Source organism: Nostoc sp. 'Peltigera membranacea cyanobiont' 213 (assembly GCF_002245975.1).
Lineage (GTDB): Bacteria > Cyanobacteriota > Cyanobacteriia > Cyanobacteriales > Nostocaceae > Nostoc.
The window spans coordinates 32,890-59,650 of the sequence record NZ_NOLI01000034.1 but is presented as its reverse complement, the minus strand read 5'-3'; the positions used below and the strand labels follow the sequence as shown (position 1 = coordinate 59,650).

The 26,761-nt window shown below is 39.8% G+C and carries 19 protein-coding genes and 1 tRNA gene; 15 read left to right on the top strand and 5 right to left on the bottom strand.

The features are described 5' to 3' along the window. Window positions 1-539, bottom strand: a 539-nt coding sequence (locus CDG77_RS12350) for a hypothetical protein (protein WP_143857013.1), incomplete at its 3' end; no start/stop codon positions are given. Window positions 540-804: 265 nt separating this feature from the next. Between CDG77_RS12350 and CDG77_RS12345 the strand changes: the two genes are divergently transcribed. The 7 genes from CDG77_RS12345 to CDG77_RS12315 all read left to right on the top strand — a co-directional run bounded on the left by CDG77_RS12345 (window position 805) and on the right by CDG77_RS12315 (window position 13,005). Beyond that, entirely contained in the window at window positions 805-1,233 is a 429-nt protein-coding gene (locus CDG77_RS12345) for a DUF3110 domain-containing protein (RefSeq protein ID WP_094329655.1), read from the top strand. Between the two features lie 117 nt (window positions 1,234-1,350). Continuing rightward, window positions 1,351-2,277, top strand: coding sequence for an N-acetylmuramic acid 6-phosphate etherase (murQ, locus tag CDG77_RS12340; protein ID WP_094329654.1), 927 nt, complete (start codon window positions 1,351-1,353; stop codon window positions 2,275-2,277). A gap of 510 nt (window positions 2,278-2,787) precedes the next feature. Beyond that, window positions 2,788-4,062, top strand: a complete 1,275-nt coding sequence (locus tag CDG77_RS12335; RefSeq protein ID WP_223269795.1) for a response regulator — start codon at window positions 2,788-2,790, stop codon at window positions 4,060-4,062. A 724-nt stretch (window positions 4,063-4,786) separates the two neighbouring features. Beyond that, the gene (locus CDG77_RS12330) at window positions 4,787-5,152 is read left to right on the top strand and encodes a response regulator transcription factor (protein ID WP_094329653.1); all 366 of its coding nucleotides are present in this window, start codon (window positions 4,787-4,789) and stop codon (window positions 5,150-5,152) included. 121 nt (window positions 5,153-5,273) lie between these two features. Then, entirely contained in the window at window positions 5,274-5,747 is a 474-nt protein-coding gene (locus CDG77_RS12325) for a chemotaxis protein CheW (protein WP_094329652.1), read from the top strand. Window positions 5,748-5,872: 125 nt separating this feature from the next. Continuing rightward, window positions 5,873-9,181 carry a GAF domain-containing protein gene (locus CDG77_RS12320; protein ID WP_094329651.1) on the top strand — a complete coding sequence of 1,103 codons (3,309 nt, stop codon included), beginning with the start codon at window positions 5,873-5,875 and terminating at the stop codon, window positions 9,179-9,181. 200 nt (window positions 9,182-9,381) lie between these two features. Further along, a complete protein-coding gene (locus CDG77_RS12315; protein WP_094329650.1) occupies window positions 9,382-13,005 on the top strand; it encodes a hybrid sensor histidine kinase/response regulator in 3,624 nt (1,207 codons plus the stop codon). Window positions 13,006-13,105: 100 nt separating this feature from the next. Here CDG77_RS12315 and CDG77_RS12310 read toward each other — a convergent pair whose 3' ends face one another. The 3 genes from CDG77_RS12310 to CDG77_RS12300 are packed head-to-tail and all read right to left on the bottom strand — an operon-like array spanning window position 13,106 to window position 15,885. Continuing rightward, on the bottom strand, window positions 13,106-13,810 hold the full coding sequence (locus CDG77_RS12310) for a Uma2 family endonuclease (protein ID WP_094329649.1): 705 nt from the start codon (window positions 13,808-13,810) through the stop codon (window positions 13,106-13,108). 53 nt (window positions 13,811-13,863) lie between these two features. Beyond that, complete coding sequence (locus tag CDG77_RS12305; RefSeq protein ID WP_094329659.1) at window positions 13,864-14,757, bottom strand: ABC transporter permease; 894 nt, start codon at window positions 14,755-14,757, stop codon at window positions 13,864-13,866. A gap of 42 nt (window positions 14,758-14,799) precedes the next feature. Beyond that, window positions 14,800-15,885, bottom strand: a complete 1,086-nt coding sequence (locus tag CDG77_RS12300; protein ID WP_094329648.1) for an ABC transporter substrate-binding protein — start codon at window positions 15,883-15,885, stop codon at window positions 14,800-14,802. Window positions 15,886-15,925: 40 nt separating this feature from the next. On the opposite strand from CDG77_RS12300, the gene CDG77_RS36445 reads away from it, so the two are divergent. The 3 genes from CDG77_RS36445 (at window position 15,926) to cruG (ending at window position 18,659) form a co-directional block, all read left to right on the top strand. Then, window positions 15,926-16,072 carry a hypothetical protein gene (locus CDG77_RS36445; RefSeq protein ID WP_181154102.1) on the top strand — a complete coding sequence of 49 codons (147 nt, stop codon included), beginning with the start codon at window positions 15,926-15,928 and terminating at the stop codon, window positions 16,070-16,072. A gap of 342 nt (window positions 16,073-16,414) precedes the next feature. Further along, entirely contained in the window at window positions 16,415-17,323 is a 909-nt protein-coding gene (cruF, locus tag CDG77_RS12295; RefSeq protein WP_094329647.1) for a gamma-carotene 1'-hydroxylase CruF, read from the top strand. A gap of 106 nt (window positions 17,324-17,429) precedes the next feature. Then, complete coding sequence (gene cruG / locus CDG77_RS12290) at window positions 17,430-18,659, top strand: 2'-O-glycosyltransferase CruG (protein WP_442946418.1); 1,230 nt, start codon at window positions 17,430-17,432, stop codon at window positions 18,657-18,659. A gap of 47 nt (window positions 18,660-18,706) precedes the next feature. Here cruG and rnhA read toward each other — a convergent pair whose 3' ends face one another. After that, a complete protein-coding gene (gene rnhA, locus CDG77_RS12285) occupies window positions 18,707-19,615 on the bottom strand; it encodes a ribonuclease HI (protein ID WP_094329646.1) in 909 nt (302 codons plus the stop codon). A 478-nt stretch (window positions 19,616-20,093) separates the two neighbouring features. On the opposite strand from rnhA, the gene CDG77_RS12280 reads away from it, so the two are divergent. The 5 genes from CDG77_RS12280 (at window position 20,094) to gltX (ending at window position 26,578) form a co-directional block, all read left to right on the top strand. Next, on the top strand, window positions 20,094-21,278 hold the full coding sequence (locus tag CDG77_RS12280; RefSeq protein ID WP_094329645.1) for an esterase-like activity of phytase family protein: 1,185 nt from the start codon (window positions 20,094-20,096) through the stop codon (window positions 21,276-21,278). Between the two features lie 286 nt (window positions 21,279-21,564). After that, entirely contained in the window at window positions 21,565-23,187 is a 1,623-nt protein-coding gene (locus CDG77_RS12275; protein ID WP_442946417.1) for a serine/threonine protein kinase, read from the top strand. 102 nt (window positions 23,188-23,289) lie between these two features. Further along, a complete protein-coding gene (locus tag CDG77_RS12270; RefSeq protein ID WP_094329644.1) occupies window positions 23,290-24,813 on the top strand; it encodes a serine/threonine protein kinase in 1,524 nt (507 codons plus the stop codon). A 110-nt stretch (window positions 24,814-24,923) separates the two neighbouring features. Further along, window positions 24,924-24,997, top strand: a tRNA-Asp gene (locus CDG77_RS12265). A gap of 135 nt (window positions 24,998-25,132) precedes the next feature. Then, window positions 25,133-26,578 (top strand): glutamate--tRNA ligase, encoded by a 1,446-nt coding sequence (gltX, locus tag CDG77_RS12260; protein WP_094329643.1) that lies wholly within the window; start codon window positions 25,133-25,135, stop codon window positions 26,576-26,578. Window positions 26,579-26,761 lie beyond the last annotated feature (183 nt).

Here is a 26,761-nt window from a genome sequence, read left to right as displayed (position 1 = left end):
GCCTCCTCTACTCTCTTCTGCGGCATCAACGCCAGCTTGGCATTGCGAAACCGCAGGTAATCCAAATCGGTTTTAAGGGCACCGCCTTCACCTGACGACGCGATGCTAGTGGAAACCCAGCGCTCTTGGTTATCCTGTTCAATATAAATATCTGGATTGACTAAGGTAACATCTAGCTTTAAATGGCGGTTAAAAATTAGTTGTAACAGGTCAAAACCCACTTCTACGGTTTCGACTGTAGCCCGATCTGGATCTGTGGGTGTAGCTGGGATAGATGAAGCCCCAAACTGCACTCCCATCAAGGAAAATTGTGTGACTCTTCCCAGTTTTACCGGACGATTGAGTGTAGTAGTCAGACTTTGTTGTGCCAGCGGTGTTAACTCTGTTTGGACAAAAGTCCACAACCGCCAAATACCAATGATAACTCCTAACAGTAAAAGTCCGCCCAAAGCAATACTACCCCGCCTCAACACCAGCAACCACAGACGCTTGCGGATAGGGCATGGAGAGTGAGTATCTTGATTGGGAGATTTAGTCATTTGCTTTCACTGTATTAATTGCCGGATGTCGCTGGCACACACAAGCATTAACTGACACATTGATTCAGTATGCCATTTCCAGGATACGCCAACTAAACCCAAGACCCCATTGGTTGAGTTACGGTATTTGCTTCATCCAATACTTATGCTTCATAATATTGGCCTTTTCAGGTAAATCTGATCTGAATAGAGTGAAAATTGTTCCTTTGACTTTTGCAGAGGGACAACCTAGAACTTTAATATGAATAGAACTTAAAAAAGACAGATGATTACACCAATGCGTGTTTTTGTGTTGATTTTTAATGCTCGAACGGAAAATGAGGGGATTCACACGATTCGGGAGGGCAAACGCAATAAAATTCTGATGTTCGAGTCAGAAGACGACGCGACGCGCTTTGCCCTGATGCTGGAAGCTCAGGATTTTCCCGCACCGACACCAGAGCCAATGGATGCTGAGGAAATCAAGGAATTTTGCGAAAGTGCTGGATATGAATGGGAAATAATCCCAGAAAACAGCAATTTAGTCGTCACTCCCCCAGAACTGAACGTGGAACAAACTGACTGGCAAGCGGATGCCCAGAAGGAGGATACTGTTGAAGACACCTTCCCTCTCAATCAACAGCCACTAGAAGAATCAGAATTATCTAATTCTGAATTAGAGAAGATGCGTCGCAAATTGGAAGGATTGCTGTAATTAGTCATTAGTCATTAGTCATTGGTCATTGGTCATTGGTCATTGGTCATTGGTCATTTGGTCGCTAACTGACTAATGACAAAGGACAACGGACAAAAGACAACGGACAAAGGACAAATGACAAACTTGCAAGAACGCGGGCATCTTTTAACCGAGATGGTAAATTCTAACAGTCTTAACTTAGACCAGCTTAATTCTCTGGAATTAGTAGAACTGTTTAATAGCGAAGACCAAAAAGCAGTCGCAGCTGTTGCGGCGGCGAAAGTTCAGTTGGCTGAAGCAATTGATACCACCGCCGAGCGTTTGCGCCACGGGGGACGCTTATTTTATATCGGTGCAGGCACAAGTGGTCGGTTAGGGGTATTAGATGCTGCTGAATGTCCACCTACTTTTTGTACGCCCCCAGAGTTGGTACAGGGGATTATTGCTGGTGGTGCGGGTGCGCTGGTACGCAGTTCGGAAGATTTAGAAGATAGCATTGAAGATGGCGAGGCTGCGATCGCTGGGCGACACATTACCCAGCTAGATGTCGTCGTCGGCATTACTGCTGGTGGCACAACGCCTTATGTCCACGGTGCCCTTCACGCTGCTCGTCAACGGGGAGCCAGTACTATTTTTATCGCCTGTGTTCCGGCTGAACAAGTTAGCTTTGATGCCGATATTGACATTCGCCTATTGACAGGGCCAGAAATCATCGCCGGCTCAACTCGCCTGAAAGCTGGTACAGCCACTAAGTTAGCGTTAAATATCCTTTCCACTGGAGTAATGGTTAAACTAGGTAAGGTTTACGGCAATCGGATGGTGGATGTGGCAGTAACAAATCAAAAGTTACGCGATCGCGCTTTGCGAATTTTGCAAGACCTCACAGGTTTAAGTCGAGAAGCTGCTGGTTTTTTATTAGAACGCAGTGGGAAATGGGTTAAGCTAGCGCTATTGATGCACTGGACTGGTTTGGAAAAAGACCAGGGTCATCGGCTTCTTTCAGAACACCAAAGTAATCTTAGAGCAGCTGTTATGAGCTATCAAAACCACAATCAACCTTAAAGAAGTTTTCTTCAATAAATACTCTATAGGTGGCTGCTACTTGCCTGAGTAGCACACCTTTTTTTAGTATAATATTTCCTAGAAAGCTCACTAAAATTAAAATTGATGTGTATTAATAAATGTAAAGTTAGATAAATATTTTTAACATTCAATAACTAAAGCAAAAATATCTAGAAACTGCTAATCTTTTTGTAAACAGAAATTCAGAACTTATACGGATATAATTCCGTATGGAAATTATTAAAATGATATATCAATACTGAATGCATCTTAAATGATGTGGGCTATAGCAATATATTTGAGTTATAAAGCCTATTGATAATAAACTTTATGCTATAGGACTTATGGACTAGCAAGATATTTGCTCTTTTCCGATCGCCCTTGATTTTAATAAACTTGATTTAAACCGCTATATATCAAATGTATTTCCACTTTTTGAGGTGTCTGCTGACCACTATATAGCTAGTGTTGGTTTTTCAATAACTGGCTTTTTAATACAAGGAACAAAGTATGACCCACTCGGAACTTATTCTTTCAAATAACCTGGTTAATGAATTTAAAACTTGTACTCAATTACAATATAATGGGAGATTAAATATTAAAAGTTCAAAAGGTAGCCAATGGACTTTTTACTATCGACTAGGACGGATAGTTTGGGCAACAGGTGGAACTCATCCCTTCCGGCGCTGGCGCAGACAGATGGCTCAAAATTGTCCTCAGATTGAGGTTGATAAATTGCTGTTGCGTTCGCAAGACATATCAATGGATTACTGGGATTACCGTCTTCTAGAAATCTTTCATAAAAAACAGAAAATTCAGAGAGAACAGATTCAGTGTATTGCCGAAAACACCATAGCAGAACTATTATTTGACCTAGCTCTACAAGGAAATTTTGCTTCTATAAGTTGCAATCGCAACCAAGAAGTTATCTTAGAAACACCAATAAGCTTCACGAGTGCAGAAATGTCTGTAAGGCACATGCAAGACTCGTGGAAAACTTGGTCAGAAGCTGGTTTAGCAAATTTTTCTCCTGACTTAGCACCAGTTCTGCGGCGACCAGAACAACTTCAGCAGATGGTAAGTCCGTCTGTCTACAAAAACTTTGTGAGTTTAATCAACGGCAAATTAACTTTGCGAGATTTAGCCGTGAAAATGAAGCAAAGTGTACTACCGCTCACCCGTTCGTTGCTTCCCTATATCCTTAAAGGAATCATCGAATTGGTGGAAGTACCCGACACGCCCTTAGTGCCTTTAGTCGTGACTGAGGTCAATAATAAGCCTGTCACTGCACAACCAAAGAAACCAAATGCTCCGCTAGTAGCCTGTGTGGATGATAGCCCTCAAGTCTGTAAAATGCTAGAGGATATTATCACTTCCAATGGATTAAGGTTTATGAAGATTCAAGATGCTGTACAAGCTCTCCCAACCCTTATTCAAGATAAACCAGACCTGATTTTCTTAGATTTGATTATGCCAGTCGCTAGTGGTTACGAAATCTGTACTCAACTGCGGCGAATATCTGCCTTTGCCAATACACCAGTGATTATATTAACAGGCAGTGATGGTCTTTTAGATCGAGTTCGTGCGAAGGTAGTCGGTTCTACAGATTTTATTACTAAACCCGTAGTGGCTGACAAGGTAATGAGTATAGTACGTAAGTATTTACCTACATCGAGTGTCCCCATTGAGAAGAGTAAAGCTAAAGTCGATGTTTTTCAGGAGGCAGGAGGCAGGAGGCAGGAGGCAGGAGGCAGGAGGCAGGAGGCAGGAGGAAGCCATGCTTAGAAACGCGAACTTCTCTGGTATGTAATTAGGGAGAATTAATCATTTTTATTGAAATTAATCATCAGCGAATCTGATGAGCTTAAAAATTTAATTTCTCAGCATTAACCTACTGTCACAAACAGCCATAAAAAATCCTTACAAGGTATGTTTGCCGCCTCAATAAACATAAAATTACTGGGGTAATAAATAAGAAATCATAATTCATCAAAAATTAGGTAGCAGTCTTAAAGCTACCTAATTTTTTATACCTGATAAACAATTTATTTAGTGGATGTATAGAATATACTTATTTATCTACTAATGCTAAAAAATTACTCCTGACTTACAGCAGTTTTCAACCAAACCCGCCACAAAATAAATCGCATAATGAATTATATCACTGGCTTTGATTATTTCCGTCTGTGGCACGATTGATTGCAATTTGCTGTATAACGAATAATTTCTTGATTATTTATTGATAAAATCATTTTGTATTCACAAATATATATATTTGGCTCTCTTCATTACGTACTTCTTCTGAGGTTAATACATAAAGATTGAATCAAAATTAGACAAATACAATTTTTTGTATTTCTAGCAATTCTATTTGAATTGTGAAATAAATATTGGTTATAAAAAAGGCGTTAGGGTCTAGTCTCTAGTCCTTTCCATGTCTTTGTTCAGTAATCAGTTAGGATTTGTATATCTAATTTGTTTACATTCTTAAAAATAAAAGGTAATTACCATGAATACTGTTTTAGTTGTTGAAGATGGCTTAACAGATATGGAGATAATCAGCCGTTACTTACAACAGGCAGGTTATTCTGTGATTAGCGCCACAAGCAGTGAAGAGGCTCAAGACAAAATAGATAAAAATAAGCCAGACCTAATATTTCTCGACGTAATCTTGCCAGGTAAAAGTGGCTTTGAGATTTGTCGAGAGCTAAAAAATAACCCCATCACTAGCAAAATACCTGTGGTTTTCTGTTCTACAAAAAATAGCGATGTAGATAAAATTTGGGGTAATATGTTGGGTGCTGAAGGTTATCTATCAAAACCAATTGACAGAGACGAATTAGTAGTAATTGTAAAGCAACTAATTAATAAGTAGTAACTTAGTAGATAAATACTCAAAAAAGTCACTGTTTCTAATTTAGAATCATCATGAAAATTAAAGTATAACTGCAAATAGTGGCTAAAGATAAATCATCAAGGACAAAGGATCGATAACTTTGGAAACCAAGGAAAAGTTTTTAAGTTTTAATTTGGGAATCAGGGATACAGCCGTAATTTCGTTACAACACATCACAGAAGTTTTGCAAGTATCATTGCCAGAAATATGTGGCGTTCCTCAGATGCCTAGCTGCGTGTTGGGTATCTATAACTGGCGCGGTGAGATGCTTTGGTTAGTAGACTTAGAAGCAATGTTAGGTTATCCTCCAATTTCGCAAGGATCAAATTTACTTTCCAAAATGATGGCAATTGTTTTGGAGAACAATGGTAAGTATTTGGGGCTTTTGGTGAGACAGCTTATAGATATTGAAGGGCTGGACACTCAGCAAATGAAACCTCCAAGTGCCGAATTATTTTATCCTAAAATATCACCTTTCTTGCAAGGATACTTTATTAATGATTCCGAGGATATGATTTTCAATTTGGATGCGATTACGATTATCCAAGCTCCTATGTGGAAAAATCATAATTGAACTTTTAATACTGAGTGATTAGATATAGTATTTTGGCACTTTCTAATCCTTGATAACCAAATAATAGTTCATCTGTAATTGTCAAATATCCAAGTGCTACCAATAACAAATTTGAGGTTAATTCAATGACATTTCTGTATAACAATAGCCATGAGAATGAGCATCTAATGCCTGAAGTAGAAAATATGAATGGAAACGCTAATATAGCAAATATTGCTAGCAATGAAATATCTTTGTTAAATGCCATCGCTCAAGAATTTAAAACTTGGAGACGACAGTTGCAAGACATCGCAACTCACATGCGCCAAGCCCCAGACATTGATACACTCCTCAAAATTACTGTAGCGCAGATTAGAGAAAAGATTGGTTGCGATCGCGCCTTAATTTATCAGTTTACTTCCCTTGATTCAGGTAATGTTTTAGCAGAATCTAGAACACTAGGCTGGACACCAACTCTCGGCGAAAATATTCCCGGAATTATTTTTGGCTTATATACCAATCAAGACTATATAGAAGCTGTAGTTATTGATGATATCAATCAGATTCAACTTACCCCTTATCAAAAGCAACTGCTAGATAAATTTCAAATTAAAGCTAGTTTGAGTTTACCGATAGTAGTAGAAGGTAAAGTCTGGGGATTACTGGCAGTAAATAATTGTTACTCAACACGGCAGTGGCAAGAAGTAGAAATTAGTCTCCTATCCCAAATTACAACAGAACTGATCTACAAATTGCAAAGTTTTGAATTCAAAAGAGAAGAACAACAGCGAATACTAGCAAAAAAATCGGTAGCTAAAGTCATCGACAAAATTCTCCGAGCATCAAGTGTCGATAAGATTTTTCAAACAACCACTCAAGAAGTACGTCAATTACTAAAATGCGATCGCGTCGGCGTTTATCGCTTCAACGCTGACTGGAGTGGCGAGTTTGTCGCTGAGTCTGTGGGTAATGGCTGGATAAAAATGGTCAGCCCTGATTTTTATATGGTGTGGGAAGATACCCATTTACAAGACACCAAAGGAGGACGTTACGCCAAGGGTGAAAGCTATGTAGCTAAAGACATCTATAAAATGGGTCATGCTCAATGCCACATTGACATTTTAGAGCAGTATGAAATGAAAGCTTACATCATTGCGCCCATATTTTCTGGAGAGAAATTATGGGGTTTGCTGGGAGCTTATCAAAATTCTGGGCCTCGTGATTGGCAACCTTGGGAAGAAAGCTTTGTGACTCAAATTGGGCTGCAATTTGGTGTGGCTATCTCACAAGGCGAATATCTCGACCAAATGCATGAGAAATCTGAACAACTAGCTCAAATAGTTGAACAAGAAAAAGCTTTCACTAAGATAGTAGGCCGCATCCGGCAATCTTTAGATGTAGATAGCATCTTCAAAACAACTACTCAAGAAGTGCGTCAATCACTACGATGCGATCGCGTCGCCGTCTATCGCTTTAACCCTGACTGGGGTGGCGTATTTATGGCTGAGTCTGTGGGTAGTGGTTGGACAAAACTGGTAGGCCCTGATATTAAAACCGTTTTGGATGATACCTACTTGCAAGAAACCAAGGGAGGTAGATATGTCAGAGGTGAAAACTTTATCGTTAATGACATCTATAAAGTAGGGCTTGCTCCCTGTCATATTGAGATTTTAGAGCAGTTTGAAGCCAAAGCTTACATAATTGTTCCTATATTCTTCGGGGATAAACTGTGGGGATTGCTGGCAGCTTATCAAAATTCTAGCCCTCGTGAATGGCAAACCTGGGAAGTGAACTTTTTGGTTCAGACTAGCTTGCAATTTAGCCTAGCTAAATCGCAGATAGATTATTTGGAATTAGTGCAGTTGAAATCTGAGAAACTATCTCAGATAGCGGAACAAGAGAAAGCTGTCACCAAAATTAGTAACCGCATCCGCCAATCTTTAGATGTAGAAGAAATCTTTAAAACAACCACTCAAGAAGTACGGCAATTACTGCGGTGCGATCGCGTCGCCGTCTACCGCTTCAATCCTGATTGGACAGGCGAATTTGTCGCAGAATCAGTAGGTCATACTTGGGTAAAACTAGTAGGCCCCGATATCAAAACTGTCTGGGAAGATACCCACTTGCAAGAAACTCAAGGAGGTCGATATGCCCAGGCTGAAAGCTTTGTTGTAAATGACATCTATCAGGTAGGTCATTCTCCTTGCCACATTGAAATTTTAGAGCAATTTGAAGTCAAAGCTTATGTAATTGTTCCTGTATTTGCTGGGGAGCAATTGTGGGGATTGCTGGCAGCTTATCAAAACTCTGAAACTCGTGATTGGGAAGAATCAGAAGTCACCTTGTTAGCACGCATTGGCAATCAATTAGGATTGGCATTACAACATACCGAATATTTGCAACAAGTACAGGCGCAGTCAGCAAAATTATCAGAAGCAGCAGCACGAGAAAAGGCAGCCAAGGAGTTACTACAACAACGATCTATTCAACTCCTAACAGCCCTTAGACCTGCACTTAACGGTGATTTAACAGTACGCGCACCCATAACAGAAGACGAACTAGGTACGATCGCCGATGCTTATAATAATACTCTGCAAGCACTGCGGCAAATAGTTCTTCAAGTACAAGGGGCTGCTCAACAAGTTGCCCAAACTTCTACCAATAGCGAGTCTTCACTAGCAGGACTGACTAATCTGGCGCAACAACAATCTGAGGAAATTACCGCAGCATTAGGTGAAATTCAACAGATGGTGGACTCTACTCAAGCTGTGGTAGCGAATGCTGAGTTAGTGCAACTAGCAGTAAAACAGGCTAACCAAACTGTAGAGTCTGGTGATACCGCGATGAATCTGACTGTACAAGCAATCCAAGGAATTCGCGAAACCGTTGCTCAAACCAGTAAAAAGATTAAACGCCTCAGTGAATCTTCGCAAAAAATCTCCAAAGTGGTGAATTTGATTGGTAATTTTGCCACACAGACAAACGTGCTGGCTTTGAATGCAGCCATTGAAGCCACCCGTGCCGGTGAATATGGCAAAGGCTTTGCAGTTGTAGCTGATGAAGTCCGTTCTTTATCTCGCCAGTCAGCAGCAGCAACCATCGAAATAGAAAAATTAGTCCAGGATATTCAAGCAGAAACCGGAGAAGTTGCAGTAGCGATGGAAACTGGTATTCAGCAGGTAGTAGAAGGCACAAATCTAGTTAGTGAGACTCGCCAAAACTTAAATGCGATCGTTTCTGCAACTGCCGAAATTAGTCAACTAATTGAGCGAATTACCGCAGCGACTCAAAAGCAAATGACGCAATCTGTAACAGTAACAAAATCAATGCAAGATGTAGCAGAAATTGCTAATAAGACTTTTGCTGAGTCTCAAGAAATTGCCACTGTATTTCAAGATTTATCAGGGATGGCGCAAGATTTATTAACAACTGCTAGCAAGTTTAAAGTCAAATGAAAAATAGTTAGGAGTTAGGAGTTAGGAGATATAGATTATGGAGAAAAAGTATTTGTTTGATAAGCTATGCAGACGAGATCATTCTGATTTTGAGTTGAATAGTCAAGACAACTGAAAAATCAATTGGTCGATCAACTCCTAACTCCCAACTCCCAACCCTTAACTCCCAACTCCCAACCCCTAACTCCAAACTCCTAACTATGATTACCGACGCTGCAATTCGCGAACAAGGATACATCTATTTTCTAGCTGAAGCCCCGGAATTAATACAAATTATTGAGCAAGAACTATTTAGTTTATCAGAAGACTATAGTATTGCTAAAGTTCATAACTTAATGCGGGCTACTCATACGCTTAAAGGTGGTGCTGCTAATGTTGGGCTAGAGGTAATTAAGATGATAGCCCATTTTTTAGAAGATGTATTCAAAGCTCTATATAATCCTAAAGTGGAAGTTGATGCTGAATTACAAACACTTCTACTACAAGCTTACGAGTGTCTTAGCATAGCATTAAATACTGAGCTAATAGGCAGTACTGTTAATGATGAAGAACTACTTCATCGAACAACTTCAGTGTTTGCACAATTACAAGAAAAGCTAGGTGATGCATTTGGTGATGAGGCTCATATTCCAACTTCTGAGGAATTGGGGTTTGATATTGTGCAGTCAGTTTTTGAAGTTGGAGTAGAACAACGTCTAAATAGTATTGCTGAAGCTGTTAACAATCCCCCAAATAATGACGATTTTATCGAATTATTACACTCTCAAGCTGAAGTTTTTCTTGGTTTAGCAGAATCTCTAAACTTACCTGGATTAGGAGAAATTTCTCAAACAATTCTATTGGCTCTGCAAGCAAATCCCACTCAGGTACAGCAAATTGCAGAAATTGCCCTTGCAGATTTACAGCAATCACAAAAATTGGTATTAGAAGGCGATCGCACATCTGGCGGAGAAACTTCTCCAGCTTTACGAAAACTGACGATGGTCGCAGATAATGAGTTATCTGGAGAATGGCAAAATAATTTATCTACTGATACATTCGATGAAGAACAATTTTACCAGTTTCTTACTACATCTGATAATAATAAAAACGAATCTGTAAAGCCAATAACTGCTAAATTTTATTTAAAAGTAATTCGCTACATTTTTGGCTGGTTTAATCACGAGAGGCAAATACCAGAGAAAGACCTTCATTTGGACTTACTAATTCCTAGCTTAGAAAGAGATTATTTACTTGATTACATTGAAAATTGGCTGAAAAACTTTCTTGATTATATCCAAGATGAGGAGGATAGCAAAAGTCTTTATATTTATCGAAATGGGATCGTTTTGATTATCTTATTTGCAGTAACAAAATTCAAGTACTCTATCAAAAAGCTTGATGGTTATCTTGCAGTAATAAAAATATTACAGAACCGAATTCACCTATTAGCAAAAGAATATAAAAATTATCCTCCTGTTACTAGTAAAGAGATAAATTGGCTTGATAGTCCCAGGTTACAATCACTGTTAGCTATTAAAGAAATACCCCAATCTGTCTCTTCTCAAACAACTGATAACCTCCTAGAGGCAATATGGGGAGAAGAAGCTAGCCAAAATTTGACAGAGCAAGTGGTTACTACTCCAACTGAACATTCTCCAGAAAAGCTTGATTTATTAACTGTCAAGGAGCAGGTAGCTATAGATGTTCCTGAAACAGCTATTGAAGTCATGCCTGATTTAGCTACACAAATAAACAAAGAAATAGAAGATAAATCACAGTATGTTCAAACTAAAAATTTTCGTCAGCCTTCATTTATTCGAGTAGATACAGAGAGGCTGCAACATCTAAATTATCTAGCCGGAGAATTGCTAATTTATCAAAAACGGCGTAGTTTGCAAGATGAACAAGTCCAAGAAATCATTGAGCAATTAATCCGGCAAATCACTAGACATCAAATAACTTTAAATGAATTACGCGATTTACCGTTACAAATACCAAATATTGCCTCACAACAAACGCAAAATTTTGCGGTAAAATTTGACTCTTTAGAAATGGATGTATATACAGAATTTCACATGACATTGCATGAAGCAATAGAAGAGACACTGCAACTACAAGAAACTACAGAATCTCTTGAATTGCTCGTGACGCAAGCTGCTCAAATTAGTAACAAACAAGAGAATTTAACTCTTAATATTATAGAGAGCTTAGTAGAAGCACGAATGTTGCCTTTGGGCAATATCTTAAATCGTTTCCCCCACATGGTAAATAAGTTTGGGAATGTTTATGACAAACTTGTAGAATTGAAGCTAACTGGTACTGAAGTACTAGTAGATAAAGCGATCGCAGAAAAGCTGTACGATCCCTTGTTACATTTAGTACGTAATGCTTTTGACCACGGGATTGAAGCTCCGCAACTTCGCCGGGAGCTTGGTAAACCAGAACAAGGGTTAATCGAAATCCGCGCTTATCATCAGGGTAGCCAAACTGTTATCGAAGTTCGGGATGATGGTCAGGGATTGAATTTAGAAAGAATTCGCAGAAAAGCTGCTGAATTCTATCCCATACAAACTGAAGAAAAAAGCAACAGTTATGCTTCTAATCTGGCCGAACCTGAACTTTTAGATATGATATTTTCGCCTGGATTTTCTACTGCTAATAAAGTGACTGAAATCTCTGGGCGCGGTATGGGGTTGGATATTGTTCGGACTCAGATGAATGCACTTAATGGCTCAATTTCAGTACAATCCTTACCCAACCAAGGAACAATATTCATGCTCAAAATTCCTTTTTCTATGACTACAGAAAAATTAATGCTAGTTCAAGCCAAAGGTGTTATTTATGCCCTTCTTTTGGACAGTATCGAAAAAATATTGATTCCCTCCGAGCAGCAGATTAAAGAAATTGAAGGGCAAAAAGTCTTGCATTGGAACACAGACAATGATGAGACTATGGTTAGTCTCCGTCAACTTTCAAAATTGATTAATTATAATGACTCATCCTTGAATAGTCCTGCTTCATACAACACATCAAATACTGACGACCCAAGCATAGCGAAAAATCCGGTGCTTTTGCTCCGACGAAATCAAGGAATGTTTGCTTTGGAAGTTGACCAAATCATTGGTGAACAAGAACTGGTAATCAGACCTTTAGGAAATGCGATCGTACAGCCAAAATATATTTATGGCTGTAGTAGTTTACCTAATGGTAATCTCATCTTAGTGATTGATGCTTCCCTGTTGCTAGAGTCTAACAGGCTCCAACAAACAACACTTGATATCATGGCGCGACCAATTGCTTCTCCCTCAAATAAAAAAGCCTTGGCGATATCGGGGGACACTTTTGCATCTACACCATTACTTCCTGCATCTATTTCCACAACAACTATAGAAACTGAACCCAGTTATTCTCATGAATCAGAGAATAAATTACCAAAAGTTGTTTTAGTAGTAGATGATGCGATTAGTCTGCGCCAAACTATCTCTCTTACTCTACAAAAATCTGGCTATCAAGTAATACAAGCTCAAAATGGTGTAGAAGCTCTAGAAAAGTTGCAGTTACATCCAGAAATTCAAGTCGTCGTCTCCGATTTAGAGATGCCACGAATGAATGGTTTTGAGTTGTTAGGCAATTTCCGTCAATACCCCAAATTAGCAAAAATCCCTGTAGTAATTCTCACTTCTCGTAGCGCTGAAAAACATCGCCAGCTTGCTCAAGAATTGGGTGCAAAGGCTTATTTAACCAAGCCTTACTTAGAAAATGAGTTTCTTTCTACAATTAAGGGTCTAATGAACAGTAATGCAGATGATTTAAACCATTTACTCATGGTGACAAATCATTAAAATTAAGATTAATTTTAGTTGGGTGCTATCGGGAAGTTATCTGTGGGGAGAGAGGCATGGTGTACCGATAAAGTGTATCAACCCTTGGGACGCGATCGCCTTAATTACCAGGTAGATTATTTGGATCTACACCTATAGAACGTAAATACTGCGCTAACTGTTCAGCCCTTTGTCGCTCCTGTTGTGCCTGTTCTCCATCTGTCAAATAACGCTTTCCTTGCTCATCATACCAACATAAAAATTCCTGTTGTATCCCGGCAATTACAGCTTGGTGTCGCCCAATACCTAACCCAACCTCTGCCATCAAATAAGGTTCACCTATTTGTAGTTGGTAATTTCCATCTATCAACTTATACACCTCAAAGGGTTGATGTTGGTCGCGCCGCCAAAATTCAGGGTTATAAATTACGTAGTACAATACACCCAGTTTTCTGTATATATCTAGCTTCTCTTCATATTCACCTCCGGGGGTGTGGGATACCATTTCTAATGTGAATATTGGAACTATCCCATTTTCTTCCCAAACCGCATAACTTTTGCGTGATTTGCCTCCCTTTTTGCGCTCTACTCCCACACTTAAAAAAGCATCTGGCACTACAGGTACTCTGGGATTTACTCCCGTGGTGTGATATACTCCCATATCTACTCCGAAGTACCAATCTAGGCGATTTACCCAAATGGAGTTGAGTAAGAATAGTAAAATGTTGGGCAAAAAGTTTTGATCTTCGTTATCCACTGGTGTATCGTCTGAACATGGGAGTTCATCAGTCGTTGGTAACGCATTTTTGAGATCGGGTGAGAGCATAACCGTTGTCTCGCTGGCGTTTGATGCCCTTATTATAAATGAGTGACGAAAAGTTAGTGTTTGGCTTCAGGTTCGCCAAACTTAATTAAAAGTGCGATCGCAATACTAACAAGCAAAATTAACGTCATACTTAAAGCTGAACCAAATCCCCAATTTTGGGTTGCTCCCAGAAACTGGTTATAAATTAAGCGCGCCGCCGTCATACTAGAAGCACCACCAAGTAATTCTGGATCGACAAAATCCCCCAAGCCTGTGATGAATACAAGCATAGAAGCTGCCGCAATTCCAGGCAAAATTTGCGGTACGGTTACTTGGCAAAAAGTTTCCACTGGATTTGCACCTAAATCAGCCGCCGCTTCTAGCAACCGCTTATCTAGTTTTTCGAGAGAAGCATATAAAATCAAAACCATATAGGGTAACAAGCTATAACTCATACCAATAAATACAGCTTGACTCTGATTAAGTAATTGCAAGGTAGGTAAACCGAAAGTGCTGAGTAAACTGTTCAATAAACCAGTAGGGCGAAGAATTGTAATCCAAGCATAAGAGCGGAGTAACGAGGAAGTCCACAAAGGCAAAACAAAGCCTAATAGCAGCAAATTTCGCCAACGTTGCGGCGCTATTTGAGCAATCCAATAGGCGACGGGGAAGCCCAAAATTAAACAAATTATGGTGGTACCAAACGCAAAGAATAGCGATCGCACAATCACTTGTATATAAAGCGGATCGAATATTCGGATGTAGTTTTGAAATCCGTTAGGGTTAACCAAATCTCCCGGCCGGATATCTGCAACTAAACTTAACTCGAAAATTATCAAAGTTGGCAACACCAACAAAAGCAATAACCAAATCCCTGATGGTGCAAGTAATATCAAAGGTTGCAGCCACTTCCCTGGCAGGGAATGCAATTCTTCTACTTGGGAAATATCATTTTTTTCAACATTCATCACTTGTAATTTCTCACTCATAACTCCTAACTCCTAACTATTTTAGCTGCTAGTTAGTTGAGTCCAATAGCGATCGTAAACCTCTTCAAAGTCTCCTACAGGAGTAACACGTTCGCAATTTGCTAAAAGCGACTCTGAGGGAAATAAATTACCATTATTTTGGATGATTTTTGGCAATTGCTCAAATCCCGCCTTATTAGGTGTAGAAACACTCAGACGTTTACTGATTTGAGCGGCTATTTTTGGTTGCAAAATCATGTTAATCCAAGCATAGGCTCCATCTAAATTCGGAGAAGCTTTGGGAATTACAATAGTATCTGTCCATAATGAAGAACCACTGCGAGGAATCACATATTTGAGTTTAGGGTTTTCTTGAGAGATTTTCACTGCATCTGCTGAATAACACATTGCCAATAGTAAATCTCCTGCCAGAATTTGATTTTGCCAAGCATCGGTGTCAAAACGGGCGATCGCAGGTTTTAACACCTTCAACTTTTCATAAGCTTGTTTGATTTCTTGTTCATTTTTGGAGTTGTAAGAATAACCTAGCATCCGTAACGTCGCACCCATCACCTCTCGAACATCATTAAGCAAGGTCATTCTCTGATTAAGTTCCTCTTGATTCTGCCAAAGGTAATCCCAGTCTTGTGGTACATCTTTGATTTTTTCGGAATTGTACAGGAAACCTGTTGTCCCCCAGTTAAAAGGGATACTGTAACGGTTATTGGGGTCATAACTAGGATTCTGGAACCGGGGGAATAAATTCTCTAAACCGATTAAGCGATCGTGATTTATTTCTGTTAACAAACCTTTGTTTACCATCTTCTGCACCATGTAATCGGATGGGTAGATGATACTGTAAGTACCACCACCTCCAGCTTGCAACTTAGCCAGCATGACATCATTGGAATCATACACATCCGCTAGCACTTTCATACCGGTTTGGGTATTGAAAGTTCTCAGTAATTTTTGGTCAGTATATTGTGTCCAGGTAAAAATATAAAGTTGGTTGCGCTGACTAGAAGTATTAGAATTAGCACGGACTTCAGCCAGCCTCCAGCCACAACCAGCTAAAGATAAGCTAGAAAGTGCTGCCACCCCTTTTAAAAATTGCCGTCTGTTAGTCATTAAGTTAGAAATTATTCATCAACAACTTCTAGATTACGGTATGATTCCTAGCCCCTGGTGTGATTTACTAGCAGGAATGTGTCATTCTTCACACTTACCAAACGCACCTTCTCCTGCGATCGCCTGCTACGTAAATGTAATGCTCCTCGAACGGTTGGAATGTGGGGCTTCTATCAGATTTAGCTAAACACTTTATTTTACTTTCAGGCTTGGTTAATCTATGATTGTTATCTTTCCTCAAGTGAAGATGCTTGGATGAAAGGAGTTTTTCACCATAGGGGTATCAGTGGGATAACAAACCAGAAGTTTTTGCCGATGAAATCATATAGATTTTGAGTATATAGCTTACACTAGTAGGTTTATCATCATATTTCTTATAGCTTCAATTAAACATCCTCTTATGCTCTTCCCAAGAAAGTCAAACAAGTTTGTAGAAAATTGCGGCACAAAGTATTTAAATATGTTGTTAAACATTTGTAAACTGTTAGCAGCCGAGTAGCCGCGTGTCACATCTTGTTAAGGAATTATCATGAGACAACTTGTTATTGCTGAACGCGTATGCCTGATTGGTCATATCGTGTCAAAAGCCTTTGGACTGGTAGGGATGCTACTGGTCGTACCTAATGCCGAAATAATTTTCAACTTATCGCAGGTTGGAGAAACTGCCGTACAGTTAAGTATGGCTGGCGGTGGTGTAGTTGATATCATCTTAGGGACAATAGCTGTCTCTATTTATGCCTACCGGACGCTAGGATTGGGAACTTGGCTAGCATTTATGCTGCCGGCTATGTTTATCTCTTTGGGAAGTGAACTACTGGGAACCAGCACAGGTTTTCCATTTGGTGATTATAGCTACTTGAGTGGCTTGGGTTATAAGATTGCGGGGCTAGTTCCTTTCACAATTCCTTTGTCTTGGTTCTATGTTGGGCTGTCGTCTTATTTAATTGCGAGAACTGGTTTGCAAGTGGCTCAAAAACCCAGTTGGGGTCGCCATATTGCAGCTATAGCCGTTGGTGCTTTACTCTTCACTTGCTGGGATTTTGCCCTTGAGCCAGCTATGAGTCAAACTTCTCTGCCTTTTTGGTATTGGGAACAACCAGGGGCTTTCTTTGGGACACCTTACCAGAACTATGCAGGTTGGTTTGGCACTAGCGCCCTGTTTATGAGTGTGGCAGGCTTGTTGTGGAGAAATACATCGATTAAATTAGAGCGATCGCAACTTAATCTACCCTTGGTCGTTTATTTAACTAATTTTGCCTTCGCCGCCGGACTAAGTTTGGCAGCTGGGTTCTCTATTCCTGTATTACTCGGCTTATTTCTTGGTGTGGTTCCCGCCGTGGCGCTGTGGTTAAGGAGTTCAACCAAACCTACTCAAGTTGCTGTTGAACCAATAAGCAAAGAAGTATCAGTAGCAAAGGTTGAAGTTGCCTTGAAATAGTCTAGAGATTGGGGACTGGGGACTAGGGAGGGGAATAACCAATGCCCCATACCCATGCCCAATGCCCATTTATTTTGTATAGTCGCACTTTTAATTGATAAGTATTTTGACAACAGTAGACAACGCTTTGATAGTAGAAAGTGCCATATCACTTTTATTGCTACTTATCCAAGTACCAGCAACGGCAATTCTGTTTTCGCGTCTGCTAAAGGGGCCAAGACGGCTGCCCCCAATAGAACCGCAACAGCCGACACCAGAGCTTTTAGGTAGGGTTAGCGTCGTTGTTCCCACATTGAACGAGGCGCTTCGTATTAGCCCTCTGTTGGCTGGTTTAAGTCAGCAAAGTTATGAAGTTCGGGAAATTATTGTTGTAGACAGCAATTCCAGTGATGGGACACCCGACTTAGTAAAAGCGATACAGCAAAAAGATCCGCGCTTTCGCGTGATGATAGACGATCCCTTACCCTCTGGTTGGGTGGGACGGCCTTGGGCGTTGCATAACGGTTTTCTATATAGTTCTGAAGGTAGTCAGTGGTTTCTGGGACTAGATGCTGATATTCAACCACATCCTGGTTTGGTTGCTGCTTTAGTAAAAACAGCCGAAGCACAAGGTTATGACTTGGTTTCCCTTTCACCTCAGTTTATCCTTAAATATCCAGGAGAGTGCTGGCTACAACCAGCTTTGTTGATGACTCTGCTTTACCGATTTGACCCTGCTGGGATCAATGCAGAGCAGCCTGAACGGGTGATGGCAAATGGACAGTGTTTTTTGTGTCGTCGCTCCGTTTTAGCTGCTGTGGGTGGCTATAGCAGTGCAAGTAGTTCTTTTTGTGATGATGTCACCTTGGCACGAAATATTGCAACTCTTGGGTATAAGGTGGGATTTTTAGATGGGGCAAAGGTGCTGAAGGTACGGATGTATGAAGGGGCGATGGAGACGTGGAAGGAGTGGGGGCGCAGTCTCGACCTCAAAGATGCAACTTCTCGTTCGCAATTGTGGGGAGATTTATGGCTACTCACATCTGTTCAAGGTCTACCCCTTTTAATTGTCCTCACTTTTTTATTGATTTCTTCCCAATTTTCATACTTGCTAGAGACGCGATTAATCGCGTCTCTACCTACTCCCCCACTTCTTCTGCTGGGACTGAATTTATTCTTGGTGGTGATTCGCTTTGCGATGCTAATTGCGATCGCACCCTCTTACGATCGCAAAAGTGCTAAAGGCGGTTGGTTATTCTGGCTTTCCCCTTTAGCCGATCCCTTAGCTGTGCTGCGAATTTTCTTATCTGCGTTCCGCAAGCCACGCGAGTGGCGAGGACGCAAATATATAATATAGTCGGGAATTGGGAATTGGATATTGAAAAAATTCCCCATCTTGTCTCCCTACTCCTCTTCACCTCCTACTCGATCCCCGCGTTCCAGTTCCCAAAGAATTTGATTTCCTTCACGGCGTACCCGTGACACTATCCAGTTTCGCCAGCGCCATTGATCTCCCCGACTGGTAACAGCGCTGGCGTGGACATCCATCAAGTCTGCTAACTCAGAACTGGTGATTAAGTAGCCTTTTTCTGAAATTTCGTCAGCGATACGCAGAGTTTCGACCAAGCTGCGGAGTTGCGAAACCCTAATTTCTGGCGGTTTTTCATCGGTTGTGGCCGCAGTTGGCCCGGTTGATGGTTCCATAATGGTTATTTCTGGTGCAGAAGTACTGATTTCTTGCGGACTTTGGTTAATTATTCGAGAGTTTTTTTCATAATCAGCTACTTTTGCTACATTTAGTTCATTTCTGGAAGGTAAAGATTGATAAAAATTTGCAGGAGTTAGTTGTTGTAGGGAAGGGATTTTGCCACTGGCGTATGTGCGAGCGATCGCATCACAACGTTCGTTACCTATGTTACCAGAATGTCCCCGGACGTGTTGCCATTTTACCTGTTGAGTATTGAGTTCATCAAGAGTTTCCAAAAGCTCTTGGTTTTGGACGGGTTTACCATCTGACTTTTTCCAGCCTTTCTTTTTCCAGCCTTTCACCCACTTAGTAACGCAGTTAATCAGGTATTCACTATCGGTATAGAGCGTAATTGGTTCAGCTTGTTGAGATGTTTGCAGGAATTGGAGGGCTGCGATCGCAGCTTGCATTTCCATTTTATTATTGGTGCTATGAGGGGATGCATCGCCCATTTCGTGGATTGAGCCATCGCTGAAGTAGACGACAACTCCCCAACCGCCAGGGCCAGGGTTCCCGGTACAAGCGCCATCGGTATATATGCTTTGGATTATAGGTTGAGTGGACATGGTTTAGAATATCGAACCGCAAAGGACGCTAAGGCAAGAGTGATTAGCTGCGAATTTTTAAAGAATATCCAGGCTATTATACCGATTAGCACTCCAGCAACAACGCTCCATTACAAGGCTGTTGTGACGAAAAATGGTGTTTTGCTATTGAGTGGGTATTGAGCAACCAACACTGAAGATCCGATTTGGCTGGTTACTAACCCCATATCTGCGTTACCGATGAATGTTTTCTATGTTGCGATCGCTTTTTGCTTGGCAAGTGTGAATACTACCTTAAATTGTACTAATTAAATTTTGCTTTGCAGTCGGGTTAAGTAGGGGCTAAGGTTGATGTAATCTGTTTATATTTGCAACAGATATTTATCAGCGCTAAATTTCCTGGATCGCTTGATAAATTGGAGGTAGCTGTTGCTATTTTTGGTTATAGCACTTATGACACTAAAATCAAGATTATATTCCAACTTTAACAAAAGCATCTATGAAACTAATTAAAAAAGTCTTCCCTATTCCACTAATTATTTTATTCTTAATTGTAATTTTAGGCATCATTTTTTTATTTAATAAATTATCATTAAAATCTGTTGAAATTAGTAGCATAGAGTTTATCGGTGAAGCTACTTTGCCCAAAGGTTTAATTTTTAAAAAAGCTGAATTAGGAGGCTTGTCTGGAATTAGCTATGATGCAAAAAACAACCTTTATTATGCTATTTCTGACGATCGGGGACAAAAAGCTGCTGCCCGTTTCTACACCCTAAAAATAGACTTAAGTAAGGGTTATCTGCAAAAAGGTGGAGTTATTCCTGTCAATGTTACCACATTATTAAATGAAAAGGGTCAAACATTTCGCCCTGGTGAAACTGATACAGAAGGTATTGCCTTAACTAATAAATCAACTGTGTTTATTTCTTCTGAGGGCGATGTGGCAAAACTAATTAATCCTTTTATTAAAGAGTTTTCACTATCTTCTGGCAAAGAAATTACGACATTTACCATCCCAAACAAATTTTTGCCAGATAAAAGTGGTAAACAAGGTATCCGCAACAATTTGGCTTTTGAAAGCCTTACTATCACACCCGATAAAAACCATCTATTTACAGCTACCGAAAATGCTTTAATTCAAGATGGTGTTGCCGCCAAACCTAACATCGGTAGTCCTTGCCGCATTTTGCAATATAACTTGCTTAATAACCAGCCAGAAAAAGAATTCCTTTACCAAACAGAAGCCGTTTCACCCTTTTTAAATCTGACTGGCAAATTCGCTAGTGGATTACCTGATTTACTTGCTCTCGATAATCAAGGACACTTCCTAACTTTAGAACGGTCTTTTACTGGTTTAGGATTTGCTATTTCCTTGTTTCAAGTTTCTTTAGAAGGATCTGATGATATTCACAATATTGATAGCCTTTTAGCAGTTGACTCGAAAAATATTAAACCAGTTTATAAAAAACTACTGTTAGATTTGAGAAGCCTAAATGTACTGCTAGACAACATTGAAGGCTTAACTCTTGGCCCCAAACTACCCGATGGTCAACAATCATTAATTCTTGTGAGCGATAACAATTTTAACTCACTGCAACGGACTCAAATACTAGCCTTTAAAATGAAAATTGAAACACCACTGAGTAGATTATTTCGGCGATTACTACTGAATCTCAACCGCTAACTGTACAGAGATATAGCACCTTTAATGCTATTTACTTATTCCTGTGTATTCACGGAATCTATTAGGCAACTTTATCTAGCCTATTCGTAGTTTCCGTGTAATTTCTCAGCCATATTCCTTAATAAATATGTTACATAATGTTTAGAAAATTTTGCAAGCAGATTAACCTTGATGGCGGTGGATGATTAATTTCCTACAAATTATGATATTTTTTTAGATTTAAAATTAGCGCTTAACTATACTTATTAAAGTAATTTGCCAACAATATTTTTCATAAATGATTTTTATGCCACAAAAAAAAACTGAGAATATGGTAGGGCAAAAAGCAGAATTAGACGATTATATTGGGCAATTTTTAAATAATCGCTATTTAATCAGAGATTTGATCGGCAAAGGGGGGATGGGGAGAGTTTATTTAGCAGAAGATAGTGCTAAAGGTGCTATGCCGATCGCAATCAAAATTTTATCACTCAGTTTGGCAAATCAGCAAATGTCCCAACGCTTTGCCAGAGAAATTTTTATTGGCGCTCAATTGGGGCGTAAAAGTAAACATATTGTTCGCATTTTAAGTTATGGCGTTACTGAAGATAAAACCCCTTTTTTTGTAATGGAATACCTCCAAGGGAAAAATCTCAAACAAATTCTTAAAATTAAACCCTTAACAATATCCAAGTTTTTGGAGATTTGTAATCAAATTTGTTTAGGCTTACAATGCGCCCACCAAGGTATCAGCCTCAAAGGAGAGATTTATCCCATTGTTCACAGAGATATAAAACCCGAAAATATATTCCTTAGTGAAGATAGTAAACAAGGAGAAATTGTTAAGATACTAGATTTTGGCATTGCCAAATTTTTAACAGAACGAAGTGGGATGACTCTGACAGATTCTTTTATTGGCAGTTTACCTTACTGTTCTCCAGAACACATGGAAGGGCGTAAATTGCTAGATGTACGCTCTGATATTTATAGTTTGGGAGTACTAATGTTTGAAATGCTGACAGGAAAACATCCATTTCAGACAAAAAGTAACTCTTTTGGTACTTGGTATCAAGCGCATCGCTTTCAAATGCCACCTACAGTTGAAGAAGTGAACCCGCAAGTTAAAATACCGCAAGTATTACAAAAATTATTGATGAGTTGTTTAGCGAAAGAAGTAAGCGATCGCCCGCAAAATATTAACCAAATATTAGAAGAATTAGAAAAAGTTAATAATCAGATTAAGGATGTTATTCCTAACAAGAGTAGTGAAATTATTAAACTCCCACTTCCGGTTCAATTAGTCCCTGCAACTTTATTGTCAGAACAAGAGTGTTTGCAGAAAAACTGGCCTAAAAATAAGCCAATTGGTGCAATTGGTTTTCCCCATTTACTACAAACTCCTCAAAGACCTATACCAACTTTTTGGGCAATGTTGCCCAAACAAGAAATTACAAAATTTTTGGATAAAGTACATGGCACTGAATTTATTAGTCAAATTAACGTGTACCCGATGTTATTGTGGATAACAGTCCTATACGATGCCCAGCCTTCTATGACTAAGTGGCTACCTTATTTTCTAGATTTGAAAGATAATAAAGGACAGAACATAGCACGAAGTTTAGCAGAGGTAGGGTATTATCATCTACTATTTTTTCCCCTAGAAGATCCAAACCGTTGCTCTCATGTCACGACTTTAAGCCTCACAGCTAATCAGCGCCAGCAACTTCTAGATTGGCTAGATATGAGTCAACAGTCAAATGAGTTAATTTTGTCTAATCAAGCCAAAACTCTTCTAAAAACAGAGTACGAAAAATTGAAATTAGACATTTTACAAAAGTTAGCCGCAGATCAAAAAGCTGAGAAAGAAGGTTTAAAAAATTGGATGGCTAAATTTTTTGAGATTTTTTTTAAGCTTTTATCACATTCTTGAAAGTTTGCGGCTCAAAATCAAAAAACTTACCACCATTACCTAAGCATATTCTTATGTGTGTATTGCTATCTTTAAATAGACTCAGTAGCAGAGGTGAATAAAGTGAATAAAAGCCCATTTATATCTCCAAATAGTACGGGCTTGCTTGCTAATCGTTATCAACTCAAGCAATTAATTGGTAGCGGTGGTATGGGTGAAGTTTTCTTAGCAAATGATATTTTGTTAGGAGGTATACCAGTTGCTATCAAGTTTTTGACTCAGACTGTTGTCGATAGCAAGATGCAACAAGATTTTGCTCGTGAAGCTTTAATGAGTGCGGCTTTGAGTCAAAAGAGCTTACATATAGTGCGGGCGTATGATTATGGTGTAAATGAAAAAGGAAAACCATATTATGTCATGGAATATCTAAGTGGTAAAAGTTTAAAAGATTTAATTCCGCTACCATTGTCGATATTTTTGACTCTCTCTCGCCAAATTTGTTTAGGCTTACAGTGCGCCCATCAAGGTATTAACGTTGATGGAAAAATTTGTCCGTTAGTTCATCGAGATATCAAGCCTGCCAATATATTAGTTATTCCCGATCCAATATTGGGTCAGTTAGTTAAAATCCTCGATTTTGGAATTGCTAGATTTTTAAATTATGCATCAACAGCCAGTACAAGTAGAGGATTTAATGGCACTTTGCCTTACTGTTCTCCAGAACAGCTAGATGGGGAAAAATTAGATAGTCGTTCTGATATTTACAGTCTGGGTGCAATGATGTTTGAAATGCTCACAGGGAAAAAACCCTGGGAACCCGAAACGGATTACTTTGGTGCTTGGTATAAAGCACATCACTTTGAAGCACCAAAAACGATCGCAGATGTTAAACCTACTCTGAAAATACCTCAGAAGCTAAATAATTTAATCATGTCTTGTCTTGCAAAAAAGGCAAGCGATCGCCCACAAAATATCGCTCAAATTTTGCAAGTATTAAATAGTTTAGAACAGTCAGATTGTCCTGGCTTACCTACAAATTTAGCTTCTAATTCTATCCTTAGCCGTCCCTTAGATTCGGGATTAGCAATCACAGTAGAAGAAAGCTGTCGGCAACTTTTGTGGCCTCAAAATAAACCAATTCAAGAAATTGTTTTTCCCCAGCTGATAGATACCCCACAAGGATCTATAACAGCACTATGGTTAATGTTACCTAAACAAGAAATCAAAAACTATACGGTTTCTAACCGTTATAACCAGTTTATCTTCATGACATCCCCTCACCCAATGCTGTTGTGGGTGACTGTACTCTACAATCGGCAATTGACTCCTAAGTGGCTACCGTGCTACTTAGATATGCAAAATCCTCAAAATCTTAGGCTGGTAAGTTTACTGGCTGAAAATGAACACTATCCTTTGATTTTCTTTCCTCTGGAAGCACCACATTCCTGCACCAGCGTTCTCAGCAGTCCTATTGAACTAACTCAGCGACAAATGTTGAAAACCTGGGTGCAACAGGCTCATCGTCTACCACCAACTTCTCAGCCCCAATTGAGCAAACAGCTATTAAAGCAGCAGTACAAACAAATGCAATCCCGGATATTGCAACATCTGGAATCCAAGCCCCAGGTTGTTTTATCAAGGTTTTAACGGTAAATTCGCACCTGAGAGAGACGGGGCAAAAATGATTCTTAATTTCCCACTCCAAAACACTTGACAAGTCAGAAAAAAATAGTGATAATAGCAAAGTTGACAAACAAGGGACTGTAGTTCAATTGGTTAGAGCACCGCCCTGTCACGGCGGAAGTTGCGGGTTCGAGCCCCGTCAGTCCCGTTCTAAATTTATAGATAGCGAATCACCGAAGTTCATTTCGGTGATTTTGGATTTTGAATTCAAAGAGATTGACTCAGAATTCAGGGTTTGAATATAAGCTACATTTATCATGCTTTGCAAAAGAGAGAATTAACTGTGACTGTTAGAGTCCGTATTGCGCCGAGTCCAACCGGAAATTTACATATTGGTACAGCTAGAACGGCTGTATTTAACTGGCTATTTGCCCGTCACCAGGGCGGGAAGTTTATTCTGCGAATAGAAGATACAGACCTAGAGCGATCGCGTCCCGAATACACCGACAATATTCTTGAAGGACTGCGCTGGCTAGGGCTGAACTGGGATGAAGGGCCATTTTTTCAATCCCAACGCCTGGATCTTTATAAAGAAGCAGTGCAAAAACTGCTAGATGCAGGATTAGCCTATCGCTGCTACACCACTTCTGAAGAACTAGAGGCGCTAAGAGAAGCCCAAAAAGCTAGAGGCGAAGCTCCCCGCTATGATAACCGTCACCGCAACCTCACCTCAGAACAACGCGCCGCTTATGAAGCAGAAGGTCGTTCTTTTGTAATTCGTTTCAAAATCGAAGATGGGCGGGAAATTGTCTGGAATGACCTAGTAAGGGGAAAAATGTCTTGGCGAGGTAGCGATTTAGGTGGTGATATGGTTATCGCCCGCGCCTCAGAAGAGGGTAGCGGTCAACCACTGTATAACTTTGTCGTTGTAGTGGATGACATTGATATGCAAATCACTCATGTGATTCGCGGAGAAGACCATATTGCCAACACCGCCAAGCAAATTTTGCTGTATGAAGCAATGGGTGCAAAAATTCCAGAATTTTCCCACACACCGCTAATTTTGAACATGGAAGGGCGCAAGCTTTCTAAGCGGGATGGAGTTACTTCTATTTCTGAATTTCAGCAAATGGGCTTTACTGCTGAAGGCTTGGTAAATTATATGACATTGCTGGGTTGGTCGCCACCAGACTCGACGCAAGAAATATTTACCTTAGAAACAGCAGCCAAGGAGTTTGGCTTTGAGCGTGTAAATAAAGCGGGTGCAAAATTTGACTGGGACAAGCTAGATTGGTTGAATAGTCAGTATATCCACCATACGCCAGTAGATAAACTCACAGATTTACTCATACCCTTTTGGGAAGCGGCTGGGTATAAATTTGATGGTGGAAGAGAACGCTCTTGGTTAGAGCAGCTAGTAACTTTAATTAGCCAAAGTTTGACTCGTTTAGTAGATGCAGTACCTCAAAGCCAACTGTTTTTTAGCGATACAGTTGAATTTAGCGAAGAAGGTAGTACACAACTCAAGCAAGAAGGTTCTAATGCTGTCCTTGAGGCGATTGTCACAGCTTTAGAAAATCAGCCGCAACTGTCGGAAGCCGCCGCGCAGGATATTATCAAACAAGTGGTGAAAGAGCAAAAAGTCAAAAAAGGCTTGGTAATGCGATCGCTCCGAGCAGCCTTAACTGGAGATGTTCATGGCCCCGACCTCATTCAATCTTGGTTACTACTAAATCAGATTGGTTTAGACAAGTCGCGCTTGAGTAGAGCAATAACAGAAGCTAATTAGCAATTATTTCCGAACTTTAGAAATATTTTAGATTTTAGGGGCGCACATTTGTGCGCCCCTATCCATAAGGTAGAGCAACTATAAGAACAAGAAATCATTGACTAATTACTAATGAATTATCCCTAAATTTAAATCTAAAATAGGTAGTCAATTCTCCTCATCTTGGGAACTTGGTGTGTAAAA

Bases quoted from the DNA above. Each gene is read 5' to 3' on its own strand.
- CDG77_RS12320 (WP_094329651.1), top strand. From the start codon at position 5,873: ATGACATTTCTGTATAACAATAGCCATGAGAATGAGCATCTAATGCCT.
- rnhA (WP_094329646.1), bottom strand. From the start codon at position 19,615: ATGTCCACTCAACCTATAATCCAAAGCATATATACCGATGGCGCTTGT.
- CDG77_RS36445 (WP_181154102.1), top strand. From the start codon at position 15,926: ATGATTCCTAGCCCCTGGTGTGATTTACTAGCAGGAATGTGTCATTCT.
- CDG77_RS12345 (WP_094329655.1), top strand. From the start codon at position 805: ATGATTACACCAATGCGTGTTTTTGTGTTGATTTTTAATGCTCGAACG.
- cruF (WP_094329647.1), top strand. From the start codon at position 16,415: ATGAGACAACTTGTTATTGCTGAACGCGTATGCCTGATTGGTCATATC.
- CDG77_RS12330 (WP_094329653.1), top strand. From the start codon at position 4,787: ATGAATACTGTTTTAGTTGTTGAAGATGGCTTAACAGATATGGAGATA.
- CDG77_RS12315 (WP_094329650.1), top strand. From the start codon at position 9,382: ATGATTACCGACGCTGCAATTCGCGAACAAGGATACATCTATTTTCTA.
- murQ (WP_094329654.1), top strand. From the start codon at position 1,351: ATGACAAACTTGCAAGAACGCGGGCATCTTTTAACCGAGATGGTAAAT.
- CDG77_RS12305 (WP_094329659.1), bottom strand. From the start codon at position 14,757: ATGAATGTTGAAAAAAATGATATTTCCCAAGTAGAAGAATTGCATTCC.
- CDG77_RS12275 (WP_442946417.1), top strand. From the start codon at position 21,565: ATGCCACAAAAAAAAACTGAGAATATGGTAGGGCAAAAAGCAGAATTA.
- CDG77_RS12335 (WP_223269795.1), top strand. From the start codon at position 2,788: ATGACCCACTCGGAACTTATTCTTTCAAATAACCTGGTTAATGAATTT.
- CDG77_RS12310 (WP_094329649.1), bottom strand. From the start codon at position 13,810: ATGCTCTCACCCGATCTCAAAAATGCGTTACCAACGACTGATGAACTC.
- CDG77_RS12280 (WP_094329645.1), top strand. From the start codon at position 20,094: ATGAAACTAATTAAAAAAGTCTTCCCTATTCCACTAATTATTTTATTC.
- CDG77_RS12300 (WP_094329648.1), bottom strand. From the start codon at position 15,885: ATGACTAACAGACGGCAATTTTTAAAAGGGGTGGCAGCACTTTCTAGC.